Annotated in this window: 12 protein-coding genes; 3 read left to right on the top strand and 9 right to left on the bottom strand. The window is 45.9% G+C overall.

The genetic code is table 11. The annotated features are described in order from the left end of the window. Positions 1-29: 29 nt before the first annotated feature. From QYT14_RS06140 to folP, 5 genes are all read right to left on the bottom strand, one after another. A complete protein-coding gene (locus QYT14_RS06140; RefSeq protein ID WP_288325046.1) occupies positions 30-2,378 on the bottom strand; it encodes a beta-galactosidase in 2,349 nt (782 codons plus the stop codon). 76 nt (positions 2,379-2,454) lie between these two features. Next, positions 2,455-3,585 (bottom strand): glycoside hydrolase family 43 protein, encoded by a 1,131-nt coding sequence (locus tag QYT14_RS06135; protein WP_288325045.1) that lies wholly within the window; start codon positions 3,583-3,585, stop codon positions 2,455-2,457. A 398-nt stretch (positions 3,586-3,983) separates the two neighbouring features. Then, on the bottom strand, positions 3,984-5,072 hold the full coding sequence (locus QYT14_RS06130) for a DUF3810 domain-containing protein (protein ID WP_288325044.1): 1,089 nt from the start codon (positions 5,070-5,072) through the stop codon (positions 3,984-3,986). A gap of 6 nt (positions 5,073-5,078) precedes the next feature. Then, entirely contained in the window at positions 5,079-5,843 is a 765-nt protein-coding gene (gene cdaA, locus QYT14_RS06125; RefSeq protein ID WP_237039041.1) for a diadenylate cyclase CdaA, read from the bottom strand. 32 nt (positions 5,844-5,875) lie between these two features. Further along, positions 5,876-6,736 (bottom strand): dihydropteroate synthase, encoded by an 861-nt coding sequence (gene folP, locus QYT14_RS06120; protein ID WP_288325062.1) that lies wholly within the window; start codon positions 6,734-6,736, stop codon positions 5,876-5,878. A gap of 115 nt (positions 6,737-6,851) precedes the next feature. On the opposite strand from folP, the gene murF reads away from it, so the two are divergent. After that, positions 6,852-8,147, top strand: a complete 1,296-nt coding sequence (gene murF / locus QYT14_RS06115) for a UDP-N-acetylmuramoyl-tripeptide--D-alanyl-D-alanine ligase (RefSeq protein WP_288325043.1) — start codon at positions 6,852-6,854, stop codon at positions 8,145-8,147. A 236-nt stretch (positions 8,148-8,383) separates the two neighbouring features. Here the strand turns inward: murF and QYT14_RS06110 are convergent, their stop codons facing one another. Genes QYT14_RS06110 through QYT14_RS06095 form a run of 4 tightly spaced genes read right to left on the bottom strand, consistent with a single transcriptional unit; the run spans position 8,384 to position 11,373 of the window. Then, entirely contained in the window at positions 8,384-9,415 is a 1,032-nt protein-coding gene (locus QYT14_RS06110; protein WP_288325042.1) for a GNAT family N-acetyltransferase, read from the bottom strand. Further along, positions 9,399-10,301, bottom strand: a complete 903-nt coding sequence (locus QYT14_RS06105) for a DUF2156 domain-containing protein (RefSeq protein WP_288325041.1) — start codon at positions 10,299-10,301, stop codon at positions 9,399-9,401. The genes QYT14_RS06110 and QYT14_RS06105 overlap by 17 nt, the downstream gene beginning before the upstream one ends. A gap of 42 nt (positions 10,302-10,343) precedes the next feature. Next, complete coding sequence (locus QYT14_RS06100) at positions 10,344-11,039, bottom strand: LrgB family protein (protein WP_237039045.1); 696 nt, start codon at positions 11,037-11,039, stop codon at positions 10,344-10,346. Further along, the gene (locus tag QYT14_RS06095) at positions 11,020-11,373 is read right to left on the bottom strand and encodes a CidA/LrgA family protein (protein ID WP_237039046.1); all 354 of its coding nucleotides are present in this window, start codon (positions 11,371-11,373) and stop codon (positions 11,020-11,022) included. The genes QYT14_RS06100 and QYT14_RS06095 overlap by 20 nt, the downstream gene beginning before the upstream one ends. A 201-nt stretch (positions 11,374-11,574) precedes the next feature. Between QYT14_RS06095 and pta the strand changes: the two genes are divergently transcribed. Both pta and QYT14_RS06085 read left to right on the top strand, forming a co-directional pair. Further along, positions 11,575-12,588, top strand: a complete 1,014-nt coding sequence (gene pta, locus QYT14_RS06090) for a phosphate acetyltransferase (protein WP_237039047.1) — start codon at positions 11,575-11,577, stop codon at positions 12,586-12,588. A gap of 20 nt (positions 12,589-12,608) precedes the next feature. Then, positions 12,609-13,808 carry an acetate kinase gene (locus QYT14_RS06085; RefSeq protein ID WP_237039048.1) on the top strand — a complete coding sequence of 400 codons (1,200 nt, stop codon included), beginning with the start codon at positions 12,609-12,611 and terminating at the stop codon, positions 13,806-13,808. The last annotated feature ends 29 nt before the right edge of the window (positions 13,809-13,837 follow it).

Raw genomic sequence — 13,837 nt, 5'->3', positions numbered from 1 at the left:
TGGCACGCATTCCAAATACAGGAGCTAATTTAATAACTGAAGTTTCCTGTTTTCACATATACCTTATAGTCTTTAATCATGCCCGGCGCTCCCTGTTCTGCACGTGGCAGGATACGGAAACCGGTGACATTGTATTCCTTTCCCAAATCAATAACCACCTGATGGGGATAGGCCACATTATCTACCGTCTGCCAGAAAGTGCTTTCCTGCAAATCATAAATCTTATCGGCTGTACGGTTACCGCTGCGGGTTTCCTCGCTGTCGGCATACACAATCTTCCAATTTTCGCGCGGAATCTTCTGTCCTTTTTCATCCAAGACATCAAACTCAGCCACTGCCGCCACATTTGTCCCATCGAAAGAAGACAAACCTTCCAAACAGAAATAACGTCCTTTGACAGCAGGTACTTTTACTTCCTGCCAACCGTTGCCTTTATTAAAACTGCCGGCAGCTGCAGGTGTCTCATTCATCAGCTTCAGGTTTTGTCCCTCTTTCCGATGAGTCTCGGGAACATCTACCCGAAGCATATCCAAAATCGGTTTATCCAGACCGCTGACAGTTGTTTCACGCGGACCTTTCAGGTCAAGGACAATAATCTCATTCACTCCCTTCTTGAGCCAGCATCCCGGCATATAGAGTGTCTGTTGAGGACCGATTTCCCAAAAACGTCCCATCGCATGACCGTTCACCCATACCATACCTTTTCCCCACGATTCCATATTGAAGAAAGTATCTGCCACTTTATCCAAAGTAAAAGTGGCACGGTAATAGGCAGGTACAGACTCGTCGTTTTTCTCGATACCGCAGAAAGCAGAAGAGTTCATATCCTGATAATTCTTGGCTGCCACAAAATCATAGTTCACCGGGAAGTTATAGACTGTCCAGTTCTTCAGCACCTCCGTATCCTTGCCTTTGACGAGTTCCACCTTTTCGGTAATACCTTTGCGGTCATGAATAGACTTGTCGAAGTTCACACGTCCCATCGCTTCTACCAGCAGGTCAAGCTGTGTACCAGCTTTCAGGTCGGGCAGAACGACTTCCTGTTCACCGACACGGCGGTCGAGGCGTGCCAGCAGTTTACCATCGGCAAAGACTTGTGTCCAGTCATGCTGTTCCGTAATTCTCAATACTGTACCCGCTTTTACTTCCTCCGGCAGGTTAGTGCGATAAAGGATGGTTCCCCAGCCCTGATCGAATTTCTCCATCGGCTTGATATCTTCGGTCTGTTTCGGTGTCGGGAGATTATTGATTAACGGAGCAATCTGTGTAAACTTGATGACAGGTACCTCCATAACAGGAAGTGCTTGGGGCACTTCGGGCAGTTTTTCATCCTCTTGCAAATAGTTCTTCAACATATCGCGAAGAGCAAAGTATTTGTCGGTAGTCCAACCGGCCTCACTGATGGGAGCATCATAATCATAACTGCTACACATGGCTGAGTATGCCGGATTATTGGCACCGCCCCACCAGCCGAAAGTAGTACCGCCATGAGTCATATACAGACTGAACGAGATACCCTTGTCGAGCATTTCTTTCAAACCTTCCACCATCACTTCTCCGGGACGAGTCTCGTGTTTGCGTCCCCAATGATCAAACCATCCACTCCAAAACTCACTGCACATTAGCGGAGCTTCGGGACGAACTTCACGCAACTTAGCAAATTGTTTGTCAATATTGGCTCCGGTTCCGAAGTTGACTGTCCAAATCAGGTCGTCAAGACCATTATTGAGGAAATTGGAACTCCAGTCACACTGGAAAAGAGGTACTTCGGTAAATCCTGCCGCACGGACTGTATCGCGGATAGCAGATACATAAGGTTTGTCTGTTGCATAAGAACCGTATTCATTTTCCACCTGCACCATGATAATGTTTCCGCCCCGAGTGATTTGCAAATCCTCCAACTGCTTGCCCACTTCGTGCATAAACATACCGACACGTTCCATGTAGTACGGGTCAAGGGTGCGCAACTTAATACTATCGTTCTTCAACAACCACCAGGGAAGACCGCCCATTTCCCATTCGGCACACACATACGGTCCGGGACGAACGATTACATACATTCCATGCTTCTGCGCCAGTTTACAAAAAGCGGCAAGGTCTTTATTACCCGTAAAATCATAATTCCCGGGTGTTTCTTCATGCAGATTCCAAAAGACATAAAGACAAAGAGTATTCATGCCCAATGCCTTACACATTTCAATGCGGTGCTCCCAATATTCACGCGGAATGCGCGGGTAATGCACCTCGGCAGCCTTAACAATAAAAGGTTTTCCGTTCAACAGGAAGGTATTCTTTCCGGCTTCAAATGTACCGGGCTTATTGCCGCTACATCCTGCCAACAGGAGCACCGCCAATAGCAATGTCAGTAATTTCTTCATATAATAGTTATTCTTTTTAATGTTTTTCCACTCTCATCATGACAAAAGACCAGGCTCGGTCAAATAGAAAACCCTTTCAATCCAATGTCCAACTGTCCTTCCATTCCACCACCGGTACACCATCTTTAAACTGAATAGGCAACCAAATATATCGGGCATCACTCGGATGTTCGGGACGCCAAATGTCTCCCATAAAGATAAAACAATCCTTGCGTCCCTCCACTTTCAGAATATAAGTGCTTTGACCGCCAAAAGTAATTTCCCGGTTCGGCCCCACACAAGGATTAGGGTGCTGTGTCCACGGTCCCCAAATGGATGGGGCGGAGAACATCCGGGCTTCATTGGGAGCCCAGCCGGTGCAACCGGAAGTTATCATCCAATACATGCCCTCCTTCTTAAAAATGGCAGGAGCCTCGTTCTGTCCGGCAGGTGCCACACGCGCATATTTCCCGGTGTGTGAAAGATAGTCGTCACTCAGTTCGGCAATGTGCAGGGTAAGATTCTCTTCTGAAGCAAAAATATGATAAGCCTTACCGTCATCATCCACATACACTGTCATGTCTCTTGCCATCTGTCCGCCTTCGAGGTCGCGTTTCAAGATAAGTCCCTTGCCGACAGCATCCACCCACTGCGGAGTCCACCACTTGGCATAGTGCAATTCATTCAGTGTATCCATTGTCGCCTGTGCCTGTTCGTCCATATCGAAAGGAAGTTTTCCGGCATTGACACGGCCGGAACGGATAAAGTGATAAGGGCCTGTGGGAGTGTCGCTCACCGCCACACCCGAACGAGCTGCTTCATAACCCTTGCCTTTCAGCTCAAGATGAAACCACATCACAAACTTCCCGGTCTTTGCATTATATACTACTTTAGGCCGCTCAAGGATACAGCCGCGTGCAATGTCGCTGCTGTCATTGTCTTCTACGGCAAGTGCTACACCTTCATTTTTCCAATCGGTAAGATTCTGGGATGAGTAACACATCACTCCCACCATGGCACTGCTGGTGGTGTCACATTTATTTTCGCCAAACCAATAGTAAGTACCGTCGTGATACATCACTCCACCGCCATGAGCGTTGATATGTTCTCCGTTATTGTCTGGCCACAATTCACCTGAACGGATGGGAGACGGCTGTGTGCTACAACTGCACAGTAAAATTAATCCCCAAAGGATAACAGCCGAAAGAATCTTATTCATGCTATTCATAGTATATATGTTTTTTTCGTTTACGGATACAAATATAATGAGTTTTATGGAGAACGAGAGCCTAATATCCGGTCATTAAAGAATAAAAAACGGTCATTTTACAATTCAGCCGCCCCGGAACGCTATCCGAGACGGCTTAATCAGTTTCTCTCATTAACAAAAAATTTTTATTGCATAAATTACTGCCTTTACAGCTAAACAGCAGCGTATCACAGATGTACCTTGTTTATAATCTTAAATTTCCACCCTATTAAGATGGTATAAAGGTAGAAAAAAACAACCATATAAGCAAGAAATGTTATTGAAAAGAACTGAAAAATTTACTTTTCGGGAATCAAAACCAATAAATAAAGTCCCGGCGAACGCCTCATCGACGGTCGGAAGAAGGAGGGCGGCTGTTACGGAAGAGCAACGGATACTTCACGCCCCCAGTCCGCGAACTCTCCCTTCTCCCGATTATATGAAGCGGCAATGAGAAGCTCTACCACCTGACCATAATTTTTCTTTCCTCCCGAAACACGGTTCCCTTTCAGAAAAAGATTATAAGCAAAATCCTGTATCCCGCCGAGCAAAGGACTGTACTTCCCGCTCCAATATTTCTGTTTCATCTCGTAATTATGCCATATTTCAGGACGGACACTTTTTCCCCACTCCCGAAACCTGTCATCAGACAATAACTTTTTGGCACTGACCGCCACATAAGGCAGCAGACTAAAGTATCCGCTATATTTCATTGCTTCAGAACCAGACTGTACACAGACCAGGAAAGCAAAATAATTCGCCTCTGCCTCACTGCCTATTCCCAACAAATGGGCAAACTCATGTGCCATCGTAAAGGGATATTGTTCGGGCAGTAACTCTTCATTCACTTGCGCCTCAGCAAAGAACGGCCCCATAGAACCCAATACGCCCACACTCGAATACAGCGGAGTAAATCCAAAATGCTTGACGTGCTGCCACGGCTGCGGACGGGCCAACCCATAACAAGAAGAAATATCGGCATAGCTTCTTTTGACGACAGCCTCCACCTTCTCTCTTTCCATACCTGTGTCAGGTGTAAATGAAGCGTTCAGACCTTCCGTGTAGACATCCAGGAATTTCATGAATATCTCCTCTTCATATTCCACGGGCTTCAAATGGCAACGTGCATAAAAACTCGGACGGAAGTAATTCAATCCCCATGCCATATAGAACCAGATGATTATCCACAGTACCAGCATAGCCAAACGCCGGGAAATGACACGCCAACCATCTCCACGCCTGCGTGCCGCGACGGGAATAAATATCATCAGGAACACCACAACTGCAGCCATTATCTCCTCCCAGGAAACAGGGATAACGGACGAAACGGCCGATAACACAAAGGATACAGCCGGATAGACATAATCGGCATATCCGCGTGCGCAACCGGGAAAGAAGCGGCAGAGCATCATATAAATTAATAACGCAACCGGAAGAATAACACCCCAACGACGCAACATACCCATACTAATTTACTCTTCTTTCGTCAAAATACGTTCCAATTCCTCGGCGGTGAGCCTGAGATGAAACTGCCCCTTATAGGCAACTGAGATACCTCCGGTTTCCTCAGATACGATTATGGCCAGCGCATCCGTCTCCTGCGACACTCCCATGGCTGCACGGTGCCGCAATCCCAACTCCTTGGGAATATTCAAATCATGAGACACGGGAAGAATACAACCGGCCGCCTCGATACGTTTGTGGCGGATAATCATTGCCCCATCGTGTAACGGACTGTTCTTGAAAAAGATATTTTCAATCAGCCTTTGGTTGACATTGGCATTAATTACCTCACCCGTGCGGATAATATCATTCAGCGGCATCGTCTTTTCGATAACAATCAACGCCCCCACCTTGCCTTTGCTCATACTCATACAAGCAAGCACTATCGGCATAATGTCCGCCTTCTCGGTCTTCTCCTGCTTATTTCCCGTCAGAAAACGGAAAAAGCTACCCAACCGCTTATGCGAACCCAGCGTAACAAGAAAACGGCGCAACTCGTCCTGAAATAAAATAATCAGAGCCAGCACACCCACGCTTACCAACTTATCAAAGATAGAGCCCAAAAGCTTCATCTCAAGAACTTGCGACACAATCAGCCAAATGCCGATGAAAACCAGAATCCCCGTAAAAATATTGATTGAGCCCGAATCCTTCATCAGCCGGTAAGTCTGATATAGCAAGTAAGCCACCAGCAGGATATCAATAAGGTCTTTTATACTAAAGTCGATAAACATCTTTCGCTATATTATTATTCAAGATTATACTATTAACAGTCGATAGCACATGACTTCATCTGCTGCACAATCCGCACAGTTTCCACAGCCTCCTTCACGTCGTGCACCCTCAAAATGTTAGCACCCTTCATGAGTGCAATGGTATTGAGTGCGGTCGTGCCGTTCAGTGCATCTTCGGGAGTAGCGTCCAAAAGTTTGTAAATCATCGACTTGCGCGATATCCCCACCAGTATCGGAAGGTCAAAAAGACTGAAGTCTTCCAGACATTCCATGAGCCCATAGTTATGTTCCAGTGTCTTGCCGAAACCGAAGCCGGGGTCAAGAATAAGGTCTTTCAGCCCCAACTCATGCAACTGATGTATCTTCCGTGCAAAATACTGGAATATTTCCTTTACCAAATTATCATAATGCGGAGCCTGCTGCATGGTTTGCGGAGTGCCCTTCATGTGCATGATAATGTAAGGAACGCCCAACTTGGCTACGGTAGAAAACATCCTGGAATCCATCTCTCCGGCCGAGATATCATTAATGATGGCCGCACCGTATTCTTCGACACACATCCGTGCCGCATCCGCCCGGAAAGTATCTACCGAGATGGGAATCGAAGGACATACATCAGTAATCACTTCAAGCCCCATCCGCAGACGACTCATTTCTTCTTCCAATGAAACATGGTCGGCATTCGGACGAGAGGAGTATGCACCGATATCAATAAAGTTAGCGCCCTCATCTACTATTTCCACCACGCGTGCGGCAATCTTTTCCACTGTCTGAAGACGGCTTTCACTGTAAAAAGAGTCGGGCGTTACATTCAGAATCCCCATTACCCGCGGCTCTGACACGTCCATCAACTGCCCCTTTACATTAATATATTTGCTCTCTTTGTTCATTATCTCTACGAAGCGTTATTTACATCGTACAAAAGTACGCACAATTCTTGAGTTTTTGTTATTTCCTGAACTATTTTTCAGCTATCTTTGCCGCAACTAATATTAATAGAAAGGTAAAATGGATATTTCAACTTTATATAAATGTTTTACAGAGTGCAGTGGAGTAACCACCGACAGCCGTAACTGTCCCGAAGGCTCCATGTTCATAGCCTTGAAGGGAGAGACATTCAATGGAAACGCCTTCGCTGTACAAGCGCTGGAGAAAGGTTGCCGATATGCGGTAGTGGACGAAGAACAATACACCGGCGGAAACCCGCATATACTTTTGGTAGACAACTGCCTGCAAGCCTTACAGGAACTGGCCAACTTCCACCGTCGTAAGTTAGGCACCTGCATTGTAGGCATCACCGGTACCAACGGAAAAACTACTACCAAAGAACTGATAGCCGCCGTACTTCAAAAAAAATACCGGGTACTTTACACATTGGGCAATCTGAACAACCACATCGGCGTGCCGCTCACCCTGTTGCGCCTCACCTCCAACGACGAACTTGCCGTGATAGAAATGGGTGCGAACCATCCGGGTGAAATTAAATCGCTCTCTGCCATTGTCGAGCCCGATTATGGTATCATCACCAATGTAGGCAAAGCACACCTCGAAGGATTCGGCTCTTTCGAAGGAGTGATAAAAACCAAAGGAGAGTTGTACGAACATTTGCGTTACGGAGGCAAGCACGTCATCTTTATTGACAGGGATAACGAGCATCTTAATAAAATTTCACAAGGACTGACCTGTATCACCTATGGCACAGAAAACGAAGCGGAACTCTACGTCAGTGGCCGAACGGGGGCATGTGCCCCATTCCTCACTTTCGAGTGGGAGCATGAAGGCAGACAGCACAAGGTAAGCACTCATCTGATAGGCTCTTACAATCTTAAAAATGCCCTTGCCGCCATCGCTATCGGACGTTTCTTCCATGTAACGGAAGAACTGATTTCGGAAGCACTGGAAGAATATGTTCCACACAACAACCGTTCGCAACTCACCCCGACAGCCGACAATAATCTGATTGTGGATGCCTACAATGCCAATCCTACCAGCATGATGGCGGCATTGGAGAATTTTCGTCGGATGGAAATGCCGCACAAGATGGTCATTCTGGGCGATATGAAAGAATTGGGCAAGAGCAGCCATGAAGAACATCAAAAGATAGCCGGTTACCTGGGTGAATGTGAATTTGAACGCGTCATTCTGGTCGGAGAAGAATTCGGGCAAGCGACTTCCTCTTACGAGCATTATCAAGATGCCGGCCAATTGGCGGAAGTTTTGAAAAAGTCTAAGCCAAAGGGATTCTACATTCTCATAAAAGGTTCAAACAGCATGAAACTCGCCCCGCTACAGGAGTTGCTTTAAAGCAGTTCAATATATCAGGAGGATGTTTCTAAAGTAACATATTTTGTAGTATTCGGGAGTGTGTCAAAACTAAACCAGTCTATCCAATCGTCAGCTGTAGGGGCAGGGTTTGCCTGCCCGAAGACACAAAGTAAACTGTTTTCGGGCGAGCAGACCTCGCCCCTACGAACGAAACGACAGCATTATCCACGTTTTGACACATTTACAGTAACTTTATAATCTTAATCCGCCTTTCTTCAGTTAAGCATCAAACTCATGTAAGGGTGCTCCGTCTCAAGTAACTTGGCTGTGAGGCTTTCTATCGTATAACGATGATATTCCCTTCCTTCCCGATATCCATGATAACAATTACCATTTTCCACTATATAGTAACCATTATTTTCAGGAATAGCATCATCGCCCTCTATTTGAATGGAAAAACTCAGCACCGGATGTTTCCTTGCAAGTATGGACAGCATCTTTTCCACATGAATCAAACGTGCCATTCCCAACGTGGACGAATCCCCGGAGGAAGGATGGATATACTCGATAACAGCTTCAGGATATAGGATTGCAGCGGCCGACAACAAGGTATCTTTGACCGCCTCAAAGCCTGCCTGTCCGGGAATACCGTCTGCCAATAACTCTTTAACATACAAAATTCCGGTGTCCATTACCACAAAAGCCAGCCCTGCTATCCGGTCTGCCTTGCGCGCCACAAGCAATTTACCTCCTCCCAGCCGCAAGTCCGCCATAATCACCAGAAAATCTTCATAGCTATGTTGCACACAGCAGACGCGCTCGCGCATACGGCTATCAAAGTACTGATACAATTCAACCCAATCCCCATCTTCCTCTTTCACCCTGTAAGAACCGGAAGGGGTAAGTTCCTCTACGTTTATCCTTTCCATCACATAACCGAATCGCGGAGTATATCCCGACTTTGCATAATAGCCAAGCAACCATTTCTCTGCCGGTATAAGGGTGCTGAGCAAAATACCGTCATCATACATACGGCGGTGAGTCAGCCCCAACAAGCGGCGCATGGCTCCATGCGACCTATAGTCGGGATGGGTGCACGCACCCGAAATGTAAGAAGTAGCAATCGTTTCCCCGCAAAAGGTCATCGGGTAGGGAATCATCTGCAAAGCGGAAATGATTTTCCCCTCTTCGCGAACAGCCATATTGATATCATCTCTATATCTCAGGTCAAAATACAGGTCAGTAAACTCCTCGCTGTCCGTGAAACAGAGTTTCCACAATACTTTTACTTCATCCTTTGTGGTCATTGAGCTCAGCTATACATTTTTCGAGTAAGATAGTCGGCTGATAAGAAAGCTTCGCCTTACGCAGTCCCTCCAGTCCGAGGTCTTCCTCACGATTGATATACATATACTGTTCATCGATATGATTGGCATACTCATAGTTTATCATGGCGTAAGAGCCTTCGATATCGGTATTCGCTTTTTCCACACATGTATCCCATGTCTGATAGTTGATGGGAGCACCATAAGTAAATGCGGCTATCTTGCCGTTCACGTGTAATACTCCTCCGGTCAGTCCCAACTCTTCCAGGTGATGAAGGGCGAAGGTCATGGACTGCCGTTCGGCCCCCAAAGCCATTTGTTCATCACAATTATTGGCACGACACCACTCCTCTTCCATCTTCAGGCATTCAGGAACAAGCTCAGGAGTCAGAGATCTGTACTCGTAATCGGGATACTGTTTCTTGAACTTGTTAATATGATTACGTTTGGACTGATATTTCTTGCCCTTCAAGGTAGCCAGATCAGTGCGCAGATAAAGATAGTCGAAATAGTCACGGTCTTCGGTAAAGGTGAAACGGCCCGGCATCACTGCTTCAAGGTCTGCTTTCATTCCTACGCATACACCCAGCATACGAAACTTTGCCCCCAATGCTTCAGCATCCTCAATCAGTGCCTCCAACACCGGTTTTACGTCTCCCGTTCCTACCGGCATCATGTAGGCCAGTTCTTCACCGGCATAGAAGCGTAGCAACAGATAGCCGTCCAAAACGGCATACTTGGTCTGGTATAGGAATGTCCAACTACAGAGGTTGGCAAATGATAAGTCACAATTGCGACGTTGGCTGTTCAGCGTAAATGACTGTATCAGCTCTTTATCCGCTAAAGTAATGTCTTTGAATTCTATCATAAAATGTTTGTTTCTCTAATAACAAAGATAGAAGCGTTTTTGTTAAATGACACCCAATAATTTGAGAATTGTTGGAGTGAAAATAGCTGTCATTATCCCATTCAGTGTCAATCCCAGACTGGCATAAGCTCCGTATTTTCCACTGATTTCCATAGCCGTAGATGTTCCCACTGCATGAGTAGCCGTCCCCATAGACAACCCTTGAGCTATGGGGCTGCCTACATGTCCCACACGCAACACCTTAAAACCGAACACCGCTCCAAATAATCCCACAACAACGACAACGGCCGCTGTCAATGAAGGAATTCCTCCGGTGGTTTTCGACACCTCCATCGCAATAGGGGTAGTGACTGACTTCGGAGCCAACGAACAGATAATATCGGGTGTAGCTCCCAACAACTTGGCAATGACAACCACAGCCACCAATCCCACCAGGCATCCCGCCAACTGCGAAATGATAATCGGCAATAATTGCTTCTTTATCATCTCCAACTGCAAGTACAGAGGAACACCCAATGCCACTACCGCCGGTTTCAGCCAAAATTCGATGAGCTGTCCGCCCTCATTATAAGTTTCATAACTGATGCCGGCAAATTTCAAAAATAGAATAAGCACGGCAATGGTAAGCAATATCGGGTTCAAGATAACCCAGCCTGTCTTCTTCTGAATGACGCGCGACAGAAAAAACACCCCAAAAGTGACCGCCAACAGAAAGAACTTATTTTCTAAATATTCCATTTGATTTACGAACTAATTGATGAACCCATCCGGTAACCACAAGCACCAGAACAGTACTGACTAAGGTAGCAATCGCAATCGGCCAAAACTGTGCCGCGATTACATCAAAATAAAGCATCAGCGCCACTCCGGGCGGCACAAAGAAGAAGCCAAGATTAGCAACCAGGAAATCGGACAACCCCTGCACCCATTGCAGTTTTATCCAACCCAACTTCAAGAAAAGGGTGAGAAGCAGCATCCCTATGATACTGGAAGGCAGCTTAATGCCTGTCAGAAAAACAATCAGTTCACCCAAAGCCAAACATCCGAAAAGGATAGCGCATTGACGTATCATACCTTATTAATTTAATAAAAACTTATTGAAAACTGCGCAAAGTTAAGGAAACATCCTGTTTGGTGTTCAATAACATACGTTTTTTGCATACTTTAAACCAAAAATAATACAGGTTTTGCAATGTAGATATTGCAAAATTACCTAATTTTGCACCGTGAAAAACAACACTCGTCTTTAGAACGTACATAATTAATATATATCATGGATTTAATATCTGAAATCGTAGAGCGCGCGAAAGCAAACAAACAGCGCATCGTTCTTCCTGAAGGAACAGAAGAACGTACATTAAAAGCTGCCAACCAAATATTGACAGACGGTGTTGCCGACCTTATTTTATTGGGTAATCCCGATGAAATCATGAGCCTGGCTAAAGAATGGGGTTTGGGAAACATCGGTAAAGCCACTATCATCGACCCCGAAAATCACCCTAAGAAAGAAGAATATGCACAACTGCTGTGCGAACTTCGTAAGAAAAAAGGTATGACTATCGAAGAAGCTCGCAAACTGGTAGTCGACCCGTTGTATTTGGGATGTTTGATAATCAAAGCCGGAGATGCCGACGGACAGTTGGCAGGTGCCCGCAACACTACCGGTAACGTGCTTCGTCCTGCATTACAGATTATCAAGACAGTACCGGGCATTACCTGTGTATCAGGCGCCATGCTGCTGTTGACCCATGCTCCCGAATATGGAAATAACGGCGTTTTAGTAATGGGTGATGTTGCAGTAACTCCGATGCCGGATGCCAACCAGTTGGCTCAGATTGCCGTTTGTACCGCCCAAACTGCCAAAGCAGTTGCAGGCATTGACCCGCGTGTTGCCCTGCTGAGTTTCTCAACCAAAGGTTCTGCAAAACATGAAGTAGTAGACAAAGTGGTTGAAGCCTTAGCCATCGCCAAAGAAATGGCCCCCGATTTAAAAATCGACGGTGAACTGCAGGCTGACGCCGCTTTAGTTCCACATATCGGTGCAAGCAAAGCTCCGGGTTCGGAAATTGCCGGAAAAGCCAATGTGCTGGTAGTTCCTTGTCTGGAAGTCGGTAACATCTCTTATAAACTGGTAGAACGTTTAGGACACGCTACAGCTATCGGTCCGATTCTGCAAGGTATCGCCCGCCCGGTGAACGACTTGTCACGCGGATGCTCTATCGACGATGTTTATAAGATGATTGCAATTACTGCAAATCAGGCTATTGCTGCCAAAGCAAACAATTAATATAATAAAGAAACAACATTATGAAAATATTAGTGCTTAATTGCGGTAGTTCTTCTATCAAATACAAGTTGTTTGATATGACTACCAAAGAAATCCTGGCACAGGGTGGTATTGAAAAAATCGGATTGGTAGGTTCTTTCCTGAAGTTGACTTTACCTAACGGTGAAAAGAAGATTCTCGAAAAAGATATTCCCGAACATACTGCAGGTATTGAATTTATCCTGAACACATTGGTCAGCCCTGAATATGGCGCAATCAAATCTTTGGAAGAAATCAATGCAGTAGGTCACCGTATGGTACACGGCGGTGAACGTTTCAGCGAATCTGTGAAACTGGATAAAGAAGTACTGGATGCATTTGCCGCTTGCAACGACCTCGCTCCGCTTCATAACCCGGCTAACTTGAAAGGTGTCAATGCCGTTTCAGCTATCTTGCCCAATGTACCTCAGGTAGGTGTATTCGACACTGCATTCCATCAAACAATGCCCGACTATGCATATATGTATGCCATCCCATACGAACTGTATGAAAAATACGGCGTACGTCGTTATGGCTTCCACGGAACCTCTCATCGCTATGTTTCAAAGCGTGTATGCGATTTTCTGGGCATCAACCCCGAAGGTTCTAAAATCATCACTTGCCACATTGGTAACGGTGGCTCCATCTCGGCCGTTAAAGACGGTAAATGTGTAGATACCAGCATGGGACTTACACCGCTTGAAGGACTTGTAATGGGAACCCGCAGCGGTGACATCGATGCAGGTGCTGTTACCTTCATTATGGAAAAAGAAGGTTTGACTCCGACAGGCGTTTCCAATCTGCTGAACAAGAAGAGCGGAGTACTCGGCGTATCAGGAGTATCCAGTGATATGCGTGAATTGGATGCAGCTTGCAAAGAAGGCAATCCGCGTGCTCTGCTGGCAGAAAAGATGTATTACTATCGCATCAAGAAATATATCGGTGCTTATGCTGCCGCTATGGGTGGTGTAGACGTTATCTTGTTCACCGGCGGTGTAGGCGAAAACCAATCACAATGCCGCGAAGCTGTGTGTGACGGCTTACAATTCATCGGTGTGGAATTGGATAAGGAAATGAACAACAAAATTCATGGTGACGAAGCCATCATCTCTACTCCCGAATCAAAAGTCAAGGTAGTAGTTATCCCGACAGACGAGGAATTAATGATTGCCAGTGACACACAAACAATCTTGGATAAGTAATTTTATTGTTTGGTTAAATAAATATCGAA

Origin of the sequence: uncultured Phocaeicola sp. (genome assembly GCF_948499155.1) — a bacterium.
Taxonomy (GTDB): domain Bacteria; phylum Bacteroidota; class Bacteroidia; order Bacteroidales; family Bacteroidaceae; genus Phocaeicola; species Phocaeicola faecalis.
This window is presented reverse-complemented; position numbering and strand designations above follow the sequence as displayed.